14 protein-coding genes, 5 tRNA genes and 1 pseudogene are annotated in these 16,446 nt (G+C 51.7%); 12 read left to right on the forward strand and 8 right to left on the reverse strand.

Features of this window, described 5'->3' with window-relative positions:
* Positions 1-53: 53 nt before the first annotated feature.
* Complete coding sequence (cysZ, locus tag ACQ29O_RS06335) at positions 54-815, reverse strand: sulfate transporter CysZ (protein ID WP_000255008.1); 762 nt, start codon at positions 813-815, stop codon at positions 54-56.
* A gap of 231 nt (positions 816-1,046) precedes the next feature.
* On the opposite strand from cysZ, the gene zipA reads away from it, so the two are divergent.
* From zipA to ACQ29O_RS06350, 3 genes are all read left to right on the forward strand, one after another.
* Positions 1,047-2,033, forward strand: coding sequence for a cell division protein ZipA (gene zipA / locus ACQ29O_RS06340; RefSeq protein ID WP_000983126.1), 987 nt, complete (start codon positions 1,047-1,049; stop codon positions 2,031-2,033).
* Positions 2,034-2,104: 71 nt separating this feature from the next.
* A complete protein-coding gene (ligA, locus tag ACQ29O_RS06345) occupies positions 2,105-4,120 on the forward strand; it encodes an NAD-dependent DNA ligase LigA (RefSeq protein ID WP_020936861.1) in 2,016 nt (671 codons plus the stop codon).
* Between the two features lies 1 nt (position 4,121).
* A complete protein-coding gene (locus ACQ29O_RS06350) occupies positions 4,122-4,340 on the forward strand; it encodes a DUF3820 family protein (RefSeq protein WP_001675229.1) in 219 nt (72 codons plus the stop codon).
* Here ACQ29O_RS06350 and ACQ29O_RS06355 read toward each other — a convergent pair.
* Positions 4,337-5,335, reverse strand: coding sequence for a bile acid:sodium symporter family protein (locus tag ACQ29O_RS06355; RefSeq protein ID WP_000765573.1), 999 nt, complete (start codon positions 5,333-5,335; stop codon positions 4,337-4,339). The genes ACQ29O_RS06350 and ACQ29O_RS06355 overlap by 4 nt on opposite strands.
* Positions 5,336-5,424: 89 nt before the next feature.
* On the opposite strand from ACQ29O_RS06355, the pseudogene ACQ29O_RS06360 reads away from it, so the two are divergent.
* Positions 5,425-6,351, forward strand: a pseudogene (locus ACQ29O_RS06360) (LysR family transcriptional regulator).
* A gap of 61 nt (positions 6,352-6,412) precedes the next feature.
* Here the strand turns inward: ACQ29O_RS06360 and ACQ29O_RS06365 are convergent.
* The gene (locus ACQ29O_RS06365; protein WP_000722926.1) at positions 6,413-7,174 is read right to left on the reverse strand and encodes an outer membrane protein; all 762 of its coding nucleotides are present in this window, start codon (positions 7,172-7,174) and stop codon (positions 6,413-6,415) included.
* Between the two features lie 255 nt (positions 7,175-7,429).
* On the opposite strand from ACQ29O_RS06365, the gene xapA reads away from it, so the two are divergent.
* The 4 genes from xapA to ACQ29O_RS06385 are packed head-to-tail and all read left to right on the forward strand — an operon-like array spanning position 7,430 to position 10,727.
* Positions 7,430-8,263, forward strand: coding sequence for a xanthosine phosphorylase (xapA, locus tag ACQ29O_RS06370; RefSeq protein WP_001119748.1), 834 nt, complete (start codon positions 7,430-7,432; stop codon positions 8,261-8,263).
* A gap of 54 nt (positions 8,264-8,317) precedes the next feature.
* Positions 8,318-9,574, forward strand: a complete 1,257-nt coding sequence (locus ACQ29O_RS06375) for a nucleoside permease (protein ID WP_000513242.1) — start codon at positions 8,318-8,320, stop codon at positions 9,572-9,574.
* A 58-nt stretch (positions 9,575-9,632) separates the two neighbouring features.
* On the forward strand, positions 9,633-9,791 hold the full coding sequence (locus ACQ29O_RS06380; RefSeq protein WP_000658727.1) for a XapX domain-containing protein: 159 nt from the start codon (positions 9,633-9,635) through the stop codon (positions 9,789-9,791).
* 51 nt (positions 9,792-9,842) lie between these two features.
* On the forward strand, positions 9,843-10,727 hold the full coding sequence (locus tag ACQ29O_RS06385; RefSeq protein ID WP_000438892.1) for a LysR family transcriptional regulator: 885 nt from the start codon (positions 9,843-9,845) through the stop codon (positions 10,725-10,727).
* A gap of 163 nt (positions 10,728-10,890) precedes the next feature.
* On the opposite strand, the gene ACQ29O_RS06390 is transcribed toward ACQ29O_RS06385, so the two are convergent.
* From ACQ29O_RS06390 to ACQ29O_RS06400, 3 genes are all read right to left on the reverse strand, one after another.
* Positions 10,891-10,966, reverse strand: a tRNA-Lys gene (locus ACQ29O_RS06390).
* Positions 10,967-10,970: 4 nt separating this feature from the next.
* Positions 10,971-11,046: transfer RNA gene (locus ACQ29O_RS06395), tRNA-Val, on the reverse strand.
* Positions 11,047-11,091: 45 nt separating this feature from the next.
* A tRNA-Val gene (locus ACQ29O_RS06400) sits at positions 11,092-11,167 on the reverse strand.
* A 258-nt stretch (positions 11,168-11,425) separates the two neighbouring features.
* Here ACQ29O_RS06400 and gltX point away from each other — a divergent pair.
* Positions 11,426-12,841: a glutamate--tRNA ligase gene (gene gltX, locus ACQ29O_RS06405; protein WP_000695626.1), complete on the forward strand. Its 1,416-nt coding sequence runs from the start codon at positions 11,426-11,428 to the stop codon at positions 12,839-12,841.
* A gap of 53 nt (positions 12,842-12,894) precedes the next feature.
* On the opposite strand, the gene ACQ29O_RS06410 is transcribed toward gltX, so the two are convergent.
* The gene (locus ACQ29O_RS06410) at positions 12,895-13,287 is read right to left on the reverse strand and encodes a MerR family transcriptional regulator (RefSeq protein WP_000826514.1); all 393 of its coding nucleotides are present in this window, start codon (positions 13,285-13,287) and stop codon (positions 12,895-12,897) included.
* Between the two features lies 1 nt (position 13,288).
* The gene (locus ACQ29O_RS06415; RefSeq protein ID WP_000472039.1) at positions 13,289-13,651 is read right to left on the reverse strand and encodes a MerR family transcriptional regulator; all 363 of its coding nucleotides are present in this window, start codon (positions 13,649-13,651) and stop codon (positions 13,289-13,291) included.
* Positions 13,652-13,872: 221 nt separating this feature from the next.
* Here ACQ29O_RS06415 and ACQ29O_RS06420 point away from each other — a divergent pair.
* From ACQ29O_RS06420 to ACQ29O_RS06430, 3 genes are all read left to right on the forward strand, one after another.
* Positions 13,873-13,948: transfer RNA gene (locus ACQ29O_RS06420), tRNA-Ala, on the forward strand.
* A gap of 42 nt (positions 13,949-13,990) precedes the next feature.
* Positions 13,991-14,066: transfer RNA gene (locus tag ACQ29O_RS06425), tRNA-Ala, on the forward strand.
* 190 nt (positions 14,067-14,256) lie between these two features.
* Positions 14,257-16,446, forward strand: coding sequence for an EAL domain-containing protein (locus tag ACQ29O_RS06430; protein ID WP_020936862.1), 2,190 nt, complete (start codon positions 14,257-14,259; stop codon positions 16,444-16,446).

Below are 16,446 nucleotides of genomic sequence, written 5' to 3' on the forward strand. Positions count from 1 at the left end.
TCAGTATGGAATAAGAGACAGCATAAGCCATCTCTTATTTATACATTTTTACGTTATTTCCATAACGCGTGCTTAGCACGCCAGCAATCAACCCACATTGCCGTCGCGCCACAGACGGCGACAGGCATAATGAAAAGGTTAAGCACCGGAATCATCGTAAAGAGGCTGGTGAGCGCGCCAAATTGCATATTCGCCACCTTCTGCGTGCGCAACGCGGCGCGCATCGTTTTAAACGGCACTTTGTGGTTATCAAACGGGTAGTCGCAATACTGGATCGCCAGCATCCAGGCGCTGAACAAAAACCACAGCACCGGCGCGATGGTTTGGCCAATGCCAGGAATAAAATAGAGAACCAGCAGCACAATAGCGCGCGGCAGATACCACGCCAGCTTTTGCCATTCACGTTTCATAATGCGCGGTACATCTTTCATGATGCCGAGTATGCCGGTATCTGGCGGCGTGGCGCCGGTTAACCGCGCCTCAAGCTGTTCGGCTAAAAGGCCGTTAAACGGCGCGGCGATCCAGTTGGCGAGGGTAGAGAAAAAATAGCCAAAGACCAGCAGAACAGAGATAACCGCAATCGGCCACAGCAGATAGCTCAGCCATTGCAGCCAGTCCGGCACATGACTCATCAACGAAGGTATCCAGGCGTCAAGCTGGGTAAACAGCCACCAAAATGCGCCGCCCATCAGCACAATGTTGACCAGCAAAGGTAAAATAACAAAGCGGCGGATTCCCGGTAGGGTGACTAACTTCCATCCTTGCGAGAAATAATAGACGCCGCTACGTGGTACGGTTGTGGATGATGAAACCATATTCAGGACATACTCCTTTTTCTTAAAGCCCTGGGTAAACGTGGGATATCTTACCCGGTTATCAGACGGTGGATAGTTCGGAAATGTTCGAAAAAACAGCAAAAAGCACATTTTCCTTCATCTTTATGCTGCGAAAGCCAACAGTACACTTGCACTTGACGTAATCGGCAAATACTCTTAGTGAGTAAATGTTTGCCGTGGTGGCAAGGTGTTAGAACAACAGAGAATATAATGATGCAGGATTTGCGTCTGATATTAATCATTGTTGGCGCGATCGCCATAATCGCTTTACTGGTACATGGTTTCTGGACCAGCCGTAAAGAACGATCTTCTATGTTCCGCGATCGTCCACTAAAACGCATGAAATCGAAACGCGACGACGACTCGTATGACGACGATGTCGAAGAAGACGAAGGCGTGGGTGAAGTTCGTGTTCACCGCGTAAATCATGCCCCCGGCCAGTCGCAGGAGCATGATGCCCCTCGTCAGTCGCCGCAACACCAGTACCAGCCGCCTTATGCGTCTGCGCAACCGCGTCCAGCGGCGCCGCCGCAGCCGCAAGCGCCGATGCAACAGCCGGTTCAGCAACCGGTCCAACCTGCGCCGCAGCCTCAGCAGGTTCAGCCATCTGCGCCGCCGGTACAGCCGCCGCAACAGCAGCCTGCACCGCCGTCGCAAGCGCCGCAGCCTGTTGCGCAGCCCGCGCCGCCGCCATCAGCGCAAACCTTCCAGCCTGCGGAACCTGTGGTTGAGGCGGAACCGGTAGTGGAAGAAGCGCCGGTTGTGGAAAAACCGCAGCGTAAAGAGGCGGTCATCATTATGAACGTCGCGGCCCATCATGGCAGCGAGCTTAATGGTGAAGTGTTACTGAACAGTATTCAGCAGTCAGGCTTTAAATTTGGCGATATGAATATTTTCCATCGTCATTTGAGCCCGGACGGCAGCGGCCCGGCCTTGTTCAGTCTCGCGAATATGGTCAATCCGGGAACGTTCGATCCTGAAATGACGGACTTCACTACGCCTGGCGTCACTATCTTTATGCAGGTACCGTCTTACGGCGATGCGCTGCAGAATTTCAAGCTGATGCTGCAATCCGCGCAGCATATCGCTGATGAGGTCGGCGGCGTCGTGCTGGATGACCAGCGTCGGATGATGACGCCGCAGAAACTGCGCGAATATCAGGACCGCATCCGCGAGGTGATGGACGCTAACGCCTGAGGTTAACGCAGGTGTGACATTTTTAACGTAACCCCCGCCTGTCGGGGGTTTTTTATCATTGATGGTGTGATATGGAACCAATCGAACAACAACTGACAGAACTGCGAACCACGCTTCGCCATCATGAATATCTGTATCATGTGATGGATGCGCCCGAGATTCCCGACGCCGAATATGACCGCCTGATGCGGGAACTGCGAGAGCTGGAGGCGCAACGTCCGGACCTTATCACGCCGGATTCGCCCACGCAGCGCGTTGGCGCGGCGCCGCTGACGGCATTCAACCAGATTCGCCATGAAGTACCGATGCTGTCGCTCGATAACGTATTTGATGAAGAAAGCTTCCTGGCGTTTAACAAGCGAGTGCAGGATCGTCTAAAAAGCACGGAAAATGTCATCTGGTGCTGCGAGCTAAAGCTGGATGGTCTGGCGGTCAGCATTCTGTATGAAAACGGCGTGCTGGTGAGCGCTGCGACGCGTGGCGACGGCACCACCGGTGAAGATATTACTTCAAACGTGCGCACGATTCGCGCCATTCCGTTAAAGCTGCACGGCGATAACATTCCGGCGCGTCTTGAAGTTCGCGGAGAGGTATTTTTACCGCAGGCCGGGTTTGAAAAGATCAATGAAGACGCGCGCCGCACTGGCGGCAAAGTGTTTGCTAATCCGCGTAACGCGGCGGCGGGCTCGTTGCGTCAGCTCGATCCGCGTATTACGGCGAAGCGACCGCTAACATTTTTCTGCTACGGCGTCGGTATTCTGGAAGGCGGCGAGTTGCCGGATACGCATCTGGGACGTTTGCTGCAATTTAAAGCGTGGGGGTTACCGGTCAGCGATCGCGTGACGCTGTGCGATTCTCCCCAGGCGGTACTGGATTTTTATCGCAACGTCGAAAAAGATCGCCCCACGCTCGGTTTTGATATCGACGGCGTGGTGATTAAGGTCAACTCGCTGGCTTTGCAGGAACAGCTGGGCTTTGTGGCCCGCGCGCCGCGCTGGGCGGTGGCGTTTAAATTTCCTGCTCAGGAGCAGATGACTTTTGTGCGCGATGTTGAGTTTCAGGTCGGGCGCACCGGGGCGATTACGCCGGTGGCGCGTCTGGAACCGGTTCAGGTGGCTGGTGTGCTGGTCAGCAATGCCACGTTGCATAATGCCGATGAAATTGAGCGACTTGGCTTGCGCATTGGCGATAAGGTGGTTATCCGTCGGGCAGGCGATGTGATCCCTCAGGTGGTCAACGTGGTTCTGTCCGAACGCCCTGAAGAGACGCGTCCGATTGTGTTTCCAACGCACTGTCCGGTGTGCGGATCGGACGTAGAGCGCGTTGAAGGCGAAGCCGTTACCCGTTGTACCGGCGGGCTGATTTGTGGCGCGCAGCGTAAAGAGTCGCTGAAACATTTTGTGTCGCGCCGGGCGATGGATGTAGACGGGATGGGCGATAAGATCATCGACCAACTGGTGGAAAGGGAGTATGTCCATACGCCAGCGGATCTGTTCCGTCTGACGGCGGGTAAACTGACCGGCCTGGACCGAATGGGGCTAAAGTCCGCGCAAAATGTTGTAAACGCGCTGGAAAAAGCCAAAGCGACGACTTTTGCGCGTTTTCTCTATGCGCTGGGCATCCGTGAAGTGGGTGAAGCGACGGCGGCGGGGCTGGCGGCTTATTTCGGCACGCTGGAGGCGCTGCAGACCGCTACCATTGACGAGTTGCAGAAAGTACCCGACGTGGGGATTGTGGTCGCTACGCACGTCTTTAACTTTTTTGCCGAAGAGAGCAATCGTGACGTGATTGGGCAGCTACTGGCGGAAGGGGTTCACTGGCCCGCGCCGGTAGTCATTAATGTGCAAGAGATCGATAGCCCGTTTGCCGGTAAAACCGTGGTACTAACCGGTAGCCTGAGCCAGATGTCCCGCGATGACGCTAAAGCGCGTTTAGCGGCGCTGGGCGCGAAAGTGGCAGGCAGCGTATCGAAGAAAACCGATCTGGTGATTGCCGGTGAAGCGGCGGGCTCCAAACTGGCCAAAGCGCAGGAACTGGGTATTACCGTGATTGATGAAGCGGAAATGATCCGCTTACTGGGTGCCTGAGATGGAAAAAGAGCAGCTGGTTGAAATCGCCAACACCGTGATGCCCTTTGGCAAATATCAGGGACGTCGATTGATCGACCTTCCGAAAGAGTATTTGCTGTGGTTTGCCCGTAAAGATCAATTTCCGGCGGGTAAACTGGGGGAGTTGATGCAAATCACGCTGCTGATTAAAACTGAGGGGCTGACGCAACTGGTACAGCCCCTGAAACGCCCGCTTTAAGCTTTCGCGGCGCGGCTTTCCTGCTGCGCCTGTAACTTCTCGGTCTGGCGTTTGTAGCGCCGCGCCAGCCCTGCGCAGACCATCAGTTGGATCTGGTGGAAGATCATCAGCGGTAATACCATCATACCCAGCACTGACGTCGGAAACAGAATATTGGCCATCGGGATCCCGTTGGCCAGGCTTTTTTTCGAACCGCAGAAAACAATAGTGATTTCGTCGGCTTTATTGAAGCCGCATTTACGGGCGACAAAGACGTTAATGGTGATGACGATCGCCAACAGTATGAGACTGACCACGACGATAAACAGCAGCGATCCCCAGCCGACTTTGTGCCAGATGCCGTTGACCACCGCTTCGCTGAACGCCGAGTAGACCACCAGCAAAATAGAGGTCTGATCTGTTTTCGCGATCCACTTTTTGTTGCGCGCGACCCAGTTGCCGATCCACGGGCGAGACAGGTGTCCCAGCACAAAAGGCAGCAGCAGTTGCAGCATAATTTTGCCCACCTCTTCCAGACTGCCCTGCGCGCCATGAATATTCATTACCAGACCGACCAGCAGCGGCGACAGGAAAATGCCCAGCAGACTGGACGCAGACGCTGAGCACACCGCGGCCGCGACGTTACCGCCCGCGAGTGAAGTAAATGCAATCGCCGACTGCACGGTGGCGGGCAAAATGCACAGATACAGAAAGCCACTGTAGAGCATAGGGTCGACATTGACAGGCGCCCACCAGGCAAACAGTACGCCGAGGACAGGAAAGAGCACAAAAGTGCTGCACATGACCCACAGATGCAACCGCCAGTGGCTGCCGCCAGCGATGATCGCTTCACGTGAAAGCTTCGCGCCATGCATAAAAAACAGCAGAGCGATGGCCGCTGTCGTAATGCCTTCAACGACAGGCACAAAGCCGCCTTCCGCCGGGAAAAAAGAGGCCAGTAGTACCACGGTGATAAGTGTCAGCGTGAAAGGGTCAAGGATACGAAAAAGTTTCATAAAAACTCCTGAAAGTCGGTGCAGCTATTTTGCGTTTTTCGCTTTGAGAAATAAAATTAATTTATTGCATCTATATATGAATCTAGTCGATGAACTATTCACTGCGTCAACTGCGTATTTTTATTACCGTCGCCCAGGCCAAAAGTTTCAGTCGGGCAGGGGACAGGATTGGACTGAGCCAGTCTGCGGTCAGTCATAGCGTAAAAGAGCTGGAGCGGCAAACCGGCGTCAGACTGCTGGATCGCACCACGCGTGAGGTGGTGCTGACCGAGGCGGGGCAACAACTGGCGACGCGTCTGGAGCGGGTGCTTGATGAACTGAACAGCATACTGCGCGATGCAGGCAGAGTAGGGACACAATTAACCGGCACCGTGCGCGTTGCCGCGAGCCAAACCATTTCTGCGCATCTTATTCCGCAATGCATTGCCCAAAGTAATTCACTTTATCCCGCTATTGATTTTGTATTGCACGATCGTCCGCAGCAGTGGGTGCTGGAGAGCATCCGCCAGGGTGAAGTGGATTTTGGCATCGTTATCGATCCCGGCGCAGCGGTGGATTTACAGTGTGAAGCCATCTTATCAGAGCCTTTTTTACTGTTGTGTCGCCAAGATCATCCGCTGGCGCATCAGGAATGGGTGAGCTGGCAGGATCTTAAACAGGCCTCGCTGGTCTTACAGGATTATGCTTCCGGCAGCCGACCGCTGATTGATGCGGCGCTGGCCCATTTTGCTATTGAGGCGGATATCGTGCAGGAGATTGGTCACCCGGCCACGCTGTTTCCAATGGTGTAAGCGGGAATCGGCATCAGCGTGCTGCCCGCGCTGGCGTTACCGCTCCCGCAGGGCAGCCACTTGCAGGTTAAACGGCTGACGCCCGTAGTTGAAAGGCAGCTCATGCTGGCGCGACGAAAAAACCGATCGCTCTCCACGGCGGCGCAGGCGTTGTGGGACGTGGTGCGTACCCAGGCCAGCGAATTAACCGCCGCGAGGGCGAAAGATCCGCTGTATCAGCTATAAATATCTATCTGTCCGTGTGTGAGGTGCGGTCTTGCCCTGCCATTTTTGACAGGGCAGTGTGTTAAAACAGGTATTTGATGGAATAAATAATGCCATCCTGCAGGAAGGATTCTCCTAACTTATTATCAGCGTAACGATATTGTACTCCTGCGGTCAGGTGAGGAGTCGCATTCCACCACAGCGCTACTGCGCCATTAATGCCATCTTTCCCGCCATTGCCCGCAGCGTAGGACGCATCGCGGTCAAACTCATACTCATTCCAGTTCGTTACGCTGAATTTCTCACTACCCAACGAGAAGCTATAGCCGGCCACCCAACCTAATACATAACCATTATCGCCTGTGTAGTAGGTCTGATCGGTATAACGTTTGGCAAAGAAGGGTTTAAACCAGTAACCGTTACCTGTGAAGTTATAGCCTAAACCATAGAGAAACATGTCATCATGGAAATTAGCGCGATGAGGTGAACCGTACGTCCCGTAGGCATGGAGATAGAGGTTTAATCCTGTATCGCCCAGATAAATACGGTTGGTATTTTTAAAGGTGTAACGCTGTTCGCTGCCTGGTTTAGCGTGGCGGCCATTGTAAAAATTTTCCCAGTCGAAGAACCCGTACATTTCTCCCCAGCTAAAATTCGCTCCGCCTTCCAGCTCCAGGTACCCAAAATCATCTTTATGGGATTTTTTACTGGTTTTTTCCGTGGTGTCTGATGTCCAGTCGAGGTAATGGAGGCCGATATCGGCGAACCCGCCTTTAAATTCCGCATGGGTGAGTGCGGGAATAATGAGTAAAGAAGAAAGCGTCAGAGTAAGAATTTTTTTCATAGCATATTTCCCTATGCCGATAATTATTAATGGGTTAATTAAAAAGAGGCAATTTATAAATATGAAAGCGGCATATTGTTAATATGAAGTGCAAGCAAAAACCAATACTGTTTTCCCTCTGTATTAATACAGAAGCGATCTAAATCTATCGATATTAAATGGCTATTGATGACACGTGAAAAGTGTATTGGTCAGCAAGGGGCGATGGTCGTTATAAAAAGGAGTCAAATTAAATCCGATAGAACAAGGAAACTTATGCCTCACGCTCTTTTTTCTCATAATCCTGAGTATTGTATTGATATTATTCATGCACATAAACCGGCATTTACCCCGCGAGTCGCGTTTATTTTAGGCTCCGGGTTGGGTGCTCTGGCGGATCAAATCGAAGATGCGGTAGCCATTTCTTACGAGAAATTGCCGGGATTTCCCGTCAGCACCGTACACGGCCATGCTGGTGAACTGGTGCTCGGCCATCTGGCGGGTGTTCCGGTGGCCTGTATGAAAGGTCGCGGACATTTTTATGAAGGGCGTGGAATGGCGGTGATGACCGATGCCATTCGCACGTTGAAATTACTGGGCTGTGAAGTGTTGTTCTGCACCAATGCGGCAGGATCTCTGCGTCCGGAAGTGGGGCCGGGTAGCCTGGTTGCGCTTAGCGATCACATTAATACGATGCCCGGTACGCCGATGGTGGGGCCAAACGATGATCGTTATGGCGATCGCTTCTTCTCGCTGGCTAATGCTTATGACGCAGATTATCGCGCCATGCTTCAGTCCGTTGCGGCAGAGGAGGGATTCCCCCTCACTGAAGGCGTATTTGTTTCTTATCCGGGTCCGAACTTCGAAACGGCGGCAGAAATCCGCATGATGCAGATTATTGGCGGCGATGTGGTCGGAATGTCCGTTGTCCCTGAGGTGATTAGCGCACGTCATTGTGGCCTCAAAGTTGTTGCCGTCTCAGCGATCACCAATCTGGCGGAAGGGCTGGGCGATGTAAAACTCTCCCATGCGCAAACGCTGGCGGCGGCTGAACTTTCCCGGCAGAACTTTATAAATCTGATTTGCGGCTTTTTACGTAAACTGGCCTAAACACAATGACTACGGCCCCGTATTGGGGCTTTATCTCACGGCAAGGAATAAAAAATGGGTATTACGTCCCGCTTAAAAGTCATGTCGTTCTTGCAATATTTTATCTGGGGGAGCTGGCTGGTTACCCTGGGCTCTTACATGATCAACACTCTGGATTTTACCGGCGCGAATGTCGGTATGGTCTACAGCTCAAAAGGACTGGCAGCGATTATCATGCCGGGCATTATGGGGATCATTGCTGATAAATGGCTGCGCGCTGAGCGAGCCTATATGCTTTGCCATCTGGTTTGCGCGGGGGCGTTATTGTACGCCACCACCGTTACCGATCCCCAGACGATGTTCTGGGTGATGTTGGTTAATGCGATGGCGTATATGCCAACGATTGCATTATCCAATAGCGTTTCGTACTCCTGTCTGGCGAAAGCAGGTCAGGATCCGGTAACGTCATTTCCGCCTGTGCGCGTTTTCGGCACAATAGGTTTTATTGTTGCGATGTGGACGGTGAGCCTGATGGGGCTGGAACTGAGCAGTGCGCAATTATACATCGCTTCTGGCGCATCGTTATTGCTGGCCCTGTATGCGCTGACGTTACCGAAAATTCCGGTAGCCGAGAAGAAGGCGAACACCACGCTTGCCAGTAAGCTCGGACTGGATGCTTTTGTTCTGTTTAAAAATCCACGCATGGCAATCTTCTTTTTGTTTGCGATGATGTTGGGGGCGGTGCTGCAAATTACCAATGTCTTCGGTAATCCGTTCCTGCATGATTTTGCCCGTAATCCTGAGTTTGCCGACAGCTTTGTGGTGAAGTATCCCTCTATCTTGCTTTCAGTTTCGCAGATGGCGGAAGTGGGCTTTATCCTCACCATTCCGTTCTTCCTTAAACGCTTTGGTATTAAAACGGTAATGCTGATGAGTATGCTGGCGTGGACGCTGCGTTTCGGCTTCTTTGCCTTTGGCGATCCATCCCCGTTTGGCTTTGTGCTACTGCTGCTGTCGATGATTGTTTATGGCTGCGCATTTGATTTCTTCAACATCTCAGGGTCAGTATTTGTAGAGCAGGAGGTGGACTCAAGTATTCGCGCCAGCGCGCAGGGGTTGTTTATGACCATGGTTAGCGGCGTGGGGGCGTGGATTGGGTCTCTTTTAAGCGGTATGGCCGTGGATTATTTTTCTATTGATGGCGTAAAAGATTGGCAAACCATCTGTCTGGTCTTTGCCGCCTACGCTCTGGCATTGGCCGTTATTTTTGCATTGTTCTTTAAATATCAGCACCATCCAGAAAAACTGTCGACCAAATCATTAGCACATTAATTTTATTTGACTGGCGAGAGGATGTTCGCCAGTCCATTTTTATGAACAAGGACACAGCATGAAAGAAATTATTCTCTCCTCCGGTATTGGATTTGGTATTGGCGCATTTTTTACTTTATGCCGTATACCTATTCCCGCACCAAATGTTTTACCCGGGGTATTATCTATTGTATTTATGTATATTGGGTATCTTGTCGTTAAATCTATTTTTTACTAGGTAATATGGTAAATTCCAGACGTTATCCCTTATTCCTGGAGTGCGATAGTGATGGAACGAGCCCATCGTATTGATCTAAAGCTATTACGTTATTTCCTCGCTGTTGCAGAGGAATTGCATTTTGGCCGGGCTGCTGCCCGGTTAAATATGTCACAACCTCCCTTGAGTATCCATATCAAAGAACTTGAACAGCAACTGGGTACATTGCTGTTTATTCGTCATTCCCGCAGCGTTGCATTAACCCATGCCGGGAAAGTTTTAATGGAGGAGTCACGTCGCTTGTTAGCCAGTGCAAATCAGGCGCTGGCGCGAGTGGAGCAGATTGGTCGCGGTGAAGCGGGGCGCATTGAACTGGGTGTGGTTGGTACGGCGCTGTGGGGAAGAATGCGTCCTGCGATGCGTCACTTTTTGAAAGCAAATCCCAATGTTGAAGTACTTTTTCGCGAAAAGTCTCCCGGTATGCAAATGGCGTTGTTAGAGCGTCGGGAACTTGATGCAGGGATCTGGCGTATGGCTATCGAACCGGCAGTCGGTTTTACCAGCATACGTTTGCATGAATCTGCATTCATGGTTGCAGTTCCGGAAGATCACGATCTGGCATCCAGAGATTCTGTGCCGCTGTCGGCGTTGCGCAATGAATATTTTGTTACGTTGCCTTCCGTACATTCTGATTGGGGATTTTTACAACGTGTATGCCAACAGGCGGGTTTCTCGCCAATGATTATTCGGGAAGTGGTTGAGCCGCAAACGGTGTTGGCGATGATCAGTATGGGGATCGGGATTACGTTGATGGCTGATGGCTATGCGCAAATGAGCTGGCCGGGTGTGGTGTTCCGTCCGTTAGAGGAACGTATTCCGGCGGATTTGTATATTGTGTATGACCAGCAGCAGGCAACGCCAGCACTGGAGAAACTGGTGGCGGCGTTGACGGTATGATGTCTGTGCCGGATGGCGACTAACGTCTTATCCGGCCTACGTGTGCGGTGTCGTCTGTAGGCCTGATAAGCGCAGCGCATCAGGCAAGACCCGAACCTGCTGCAGGTTCGAATCTTCCATATCGCAGATAGCAAAAAAGCGCCTTTAGGGCGCTTTTTTACATTGGTGGGTCGTGCAGGATTCGAACCTGCGACCAATTGATTAAAAGTCAACTGCTCTACCAACTGAGCTAACGACCCGAAGTGGTGGGTGATGACGGGATCGAACCGCCGACCCCCTCCTTGTAAGGGAGGTGCTCTCCCAGCTGAGCTAATCACCCACTTCTCAATTTCTTATCTACACGGCGGAGACTACATAAAGTAGTTGGTGGGTGATGACGGGATCGAACCGCCGACCCCCTCCTTGTAAGGGAGGTGCTCTCCCAGCTGAGCTAATCACCCCCGCTGTGTGGAGTCGCATTATAGGGAGAGTTGAAAATGAGTCAACGCATTTTCTAAAGTTTTTGTTTGTTCGTCGTAAAATTAAACAAAACGATCGTGAATTACCCCGCGCTGCATGATTTCTATACGGAAATAGCAAAGCGCAGTGTTCTGACCGGATCAACATTGAGGAATCAAGCCACAGTGATAGAATACAAGGCTATTCATCTTTCCAGGATTTGCCGGTTGTCGGCATCTTTATAAACGTAAGGCCATTTCATGAAAATCAAAACTCGCTTCGCGCCTAGCCCGACAGGTTATCTGCACGTCGGCGGCGCGCGTACTGCTCTTTATTCCTGGCTTTTCGCACGTCACCACGGCGGTGAATTCGTGCTGCGTATTGAAGACACCGATCTTGAGCGTTCCACGCCGGAAGCCATTGAAGCCATCATGGATGGTATGAACTGGCTGAACCTGGAATGGGACGAAGGCCCATATTTCCAGACCAAACGTTTTGATCGCTATAACGCGGTGATTGACGAGATGCTGGAGGCGGGAACAGCCTATAAATGCTACTGCTCTAAAGAGCGTCTGGAGCAACTGCGTGAAGAGCAGATGGCGAAAGGCGAGAAGCCGCGTTATGACGGGCGTTGCCGTCACAGTTACGAACATCATGCCGACGATGAGCCATGCGTGGTGCGCTTTGCTAACCCGCAGGACGGTTCCGTTATTTTTGATGATCAGATCCGTGGCCCGATCGAATTCAGCAATCAGGAACTGGACGATCTGATCATTCGTCGTACCGACGGTTCGCCGACCTACAACTTCTGTGTGGTGGTGGACGACTGGGATATGGAAATTACCCATGTGATTCGTGGCGAAGACCATATCAACAATACTCCGCGCCAGATTAACATTTTGAAAGCGTTAAACGCGCCGGTGCCGATGTACGCGCATGTGTCGATGATTAACGGCGACGACGGTAAAAAGCTGTCTAAACGTCACGGTGCGGTGAGCGTGATGCAGTATCGCGATGACGGTTATCTGCCGGAAGCGTTGCTGAACTATCTGGTGCGTCTGGGCTGGTCCAGCGGCGATCAGGAAATCTTCACTCGCGAAGAGATGATCAAGCTGTTCTCCCTCGGTGCGGTGAGCAAGTCTGCGAGCGCGTTCAACACCGATAAACTGCTGTGGCTGAACCACCACTATATCAATACGCTGGCGCCGGAATATGTGGCGACGCATTTGCAGTGGCATATTGAGCAGGAAAATATCGACACCCGTAACGGCCCGCAGCTTGCTGAACTGGTGAAGTTGCTGGGCGAGCGCTGCAAGACTCTGAAAGAGATGGCGCAGAGCTGCCGCTACTTCTATGAAGACTTCAGCGAGTTTGACGCCGATGCGGCGAAAAAACACCTCCGCCCGGTAGCGCGTCAGCCGCTGGAAGTGGTGCGCGACAAGCTGTCGGCGATTACGGACTGGTCAGCAGAAAACGTCCACCACGCGATTCAGGCCACGGCGGATGAGCTGGAAGTGGGGATGGGTAAAGTGGGGATGCCGCTGCGTGTGGCTGTGACCGGTGCCGGGCAGTCGCCTGCGCTGGATGTCACCGTACATGCGATTGGTAAAACCCGCAGCATTGAGCGCATCAACAAAGCGCTGGGCTTTATCGCCGAGCGTGAAAGCCAGCAGTAACGCCCGCTGAAACAGAATAAACGGCAGGGCAGACGCCTGCCGTTTATTCTTTGTTAGTCCGCCTCATTGATACCTAAACGCGTCAGAAATCCGCGAATACCTTCCCGCGATAAAAACAGCGCCAGTTTTTCCTGTTCCTGAGCAGACATATTTTCAACGGCATCAATAATTTGTCGATAAGCGTGACTGTGCGCCGCGTTCGCATATTCTGCGAAAGCCTCTTCCGCCTGATAAAACGCAGGCAGTTTGCGAAAAGCCGGAATATTGAGAATAAACTCCCGCACGCTGGCATCAATATGGATGAGTCTTGCGCGTCCGCCTTTGACGCCGGGAAATTTTTCGGTTTTCCAGTGTTGTTCTCTGATCCAGCGATTGACGGTTTGTCTGGCCACGCCGAGGCATTCAGCCAGCTCTTCAGTGGTCATTTTACTGCGTAATCTTTTCATATTATTTGCTATCGCGTATCCCTAAGCGTTGTAACAAACCGGTAATCCCTTCACGAACGAGGAGAGAGGTAAACTGTTTCTGCTCGGATGAGGTCATCTCTTTGGCGAGCGTCATGAGCAGCGCTTCAAGCGATGCGTTGCTGGCAGGCGTGAATGTGTCTGCGTGATGGTCAACTGAACGTTCAGAGCTGCGGATATATTCACGAACCTGTTCGTTTACATGAACCAGACGGGCTTTACCGCCCTGGACGCCAGGTTTGGGCGATGTTGCCCAGCCTTCTTTCCGTACCCATTTATTGATGGTTTGTCGGCTGTAACCGGTGAGATTAGCGAGTTCTTCTGGCGTCATCCGTTCCTTGAACATAACGATTCCCTGAATAGTCGTGGGGTTAATTAGTGGTTCATTTTATAGCACCATTTTAGTCGAAACCGTGACGTGTTTAACTACTGAATGCGAGTTGTGCCGCAATGTCCTTTATTTGAATGCTTTTTCAGCGATTGAATTCGGCAAGTTCATTTTGCCGTTGACACATGCCGAGGGAATTCATATGATGCCGCCCGTCAACTCGACAAGCTTTACGTAGTGGGGCTATAGCTCAGCTGGGAGAGCGCTTGCATGGCATGCAAGAGGTCAGCGGTTCGATCCCGCTTAGCTCCACCAAATTTACTCCCGATAAATTTGGCGTATACGTAAAAGCACTATGGGGCTATAGCTCAGCTGGGAGAGCGCTTGCATGGCATGCAAGAGGTCAGCGGTTCGATCCCGCTTAGCTCCACCAACATTCAAACCCTCGCTGAAAAGCGGGGGTTTTTGCTTTTTGTCACAAAATTTATGGCCTCTGAGCTGCTCTTCAGGTGCGTTTGTTTGCCGCTGCTTTTGCGGTCAATATGAGCTTTTGTTAGATTGCTTCATAATGCGAATATACTTATTATTCATGCGCCTTATATAATGATGTGAGCATTAAAGCAATGCCGGATAAGTGTAACGTATTAAAAAATATAAAAATATTTTTACTGGCCTTCTGCCTGACCGTTCCGGCTATTCTGCTATCTCGTCTCATTTCTCCCCGCGCCACAATTGATTCCAGCTATATCTTTCTGGCCTGGCTACCGCTCTGCGTCATGTTTTCCGTGCTGTTTTTATTTGGCCGCCGTGGCGTCGCGCCGATGGTAGGCGGAATGATGTTGACTAATGAATGGAATTTTCATTTACCTCTGCCACAGGCGATGGTGCTGCTATTTTGCCAGACGTTTCCCGTGTTGCTGGTTTGCGCTATCGTACGCTGGCAGCTGGGCGCGCGCTGGCGCTACGGAATACCCAACCAAGGCATCTGGCTACGCGTTTTCTGGTTAGGGTTAATGACGCCGTTTGGCATAAAAATCAGTATGCATCTGGCGGGGCACTACCTGGCTTTCCCGGTGACAATCTCTACCTTCTTTGGCACCGGCACCGCTATTTTCTCGATTGTTGATTTATTGAGTCTGATTTCTGCCGCGCTTATTTTTACCCTCTTTTTCTATTATCCGCTGCGGATGATAGTCAGCCCGCACTATATTCGTATTTTCTGGCGGAGGGATGTCGCTCCTTATCTCGCCAAAGAAAAACGCCTGTTTACGCTTCTCTGGTTTGCCACTCTGGCGACGCTATTAGCGGTGCTGTGTACGCCTTTCGAGACAAAGTATATTGCTGGCTATCTGGTGCCAGTTCTGTTCATTGGATTTACCATCGGCGTGGGGAAAATCAGCTATCCGCTGTTGAATTTTAGTTGGGCTCTCACTGCGCTATTCCTGCTTAGCTATAACCGCAATTTTCTGCAGGGCGTGGGCTCAGAATATTCGCTGGCATTTATCCTTTCAGTTCTCATTTCTTTTAGTATTTGTTTGTTGTACATGGCGCGGATTAATCAGCGTAGCGAATGGTTGAATCGACAGTGGCACTCGCAGGCATTAACCGATCCGTTGACGCAACTGCCTAACCTGCGTGCGCTGGAGCAGTTTCTTTTACAGGATGCCGGGCAAAGCGTGTGTTATCTACGCATGGAAAACTTGGAATTTCTGAGCCGTCATTACGGTATGCAGATGCGCGTGCATTGCGAACGCGAGGTGTTTCGCGTGTTGCAGCCGCTGCTGCTGGAAAAGGAGAAAATTTTCCATCTGCCGGGCAGTGAGTTATTGCTGGTATTGACGGGACCGGAGACGGAAGCCCGCCTGCAATATATGCTCAATGTGCTTAATAACCGCAAAATTTACTGGAACAATACCGGTCTGGACATGGAATACGGCGCATCGTGGGGAACATTCGATGGTCGCCAGGAAACCTTGCAACCGCTGTTGGGGCAATTAAGCTGGCTGGCGGAGCAATCCTGTTCGCACCGTCGGGTGCTTGTACTGACCCAGAGTATTGAAGCCGCTTCCGGGCAGACGACGGAACGGGTGCTGCGGTTGCAGAAAATCCGTCAGGCGCTGGAGCGCGGCGCGCTGGTTTTGTATGCGCAACCCATTCGCGACTCGCAGGGAAAAGGGTATGACGAGATTCTGACGCGGCTTCGGTGCGACGACGGTATCATGATGCCCAATCAGTTCATTCCGCTTATCGCCCAGTTTAACCTGAGCGTACGGTTTGATATGCAGGTGATGGAAGCGCTCCTGCAATGGTTGTCCGCGCATCCTTCGGCGGAGCAGGGGGCGCGTTTCTCGGCTAATTTGATGCCGCTGACGCTGCTGCAAAAAGAGACGGCGTCGCGCATTATGCAGCTTTTTAAACGCTATGGCGTCCCGCCTGCTTCGGTCATCATCGAAATTACTGAAGAACAGGCCTTCTCTCATTCCGAAATCAGTATGCACAATATCAACCAGCTGCGTAAGTTTGGCCTAAAAATCGCCATTGATGATTTCGGCACCGGCTATGCAAACTATGAACGGCTAAAACGCCTCAAGGCGGACATCATTAAAATCGACGGTTGTTTCGTAAAAGATATTCTGACGGACTCCCTGGATGCGATGATCGTGAAATCCATCACTGATTTAGCGAAAGCGAAATCGTTGAGCGTCGTGGCTGAGTTTGTTGAAACGCCTGCGCAGCGCGATCTGCTATTGCAGCTTGGCGTACACAGTTTGCAGGGATATCTGATTGGCCGCCCGCGCCCGTTAGGTAAATAA

The sequence above is a fragment of the Salmonella sp. GDC200615 genome, from assembly GCF_050574145.1.
Taxonomy (GTDB): domain Bacteria; phylum Pseudomonadota; class Gammaproteobacteria; order Enterobacterales; family Enterobacteriaceae; genus Salmonella; species Salmonella enterica.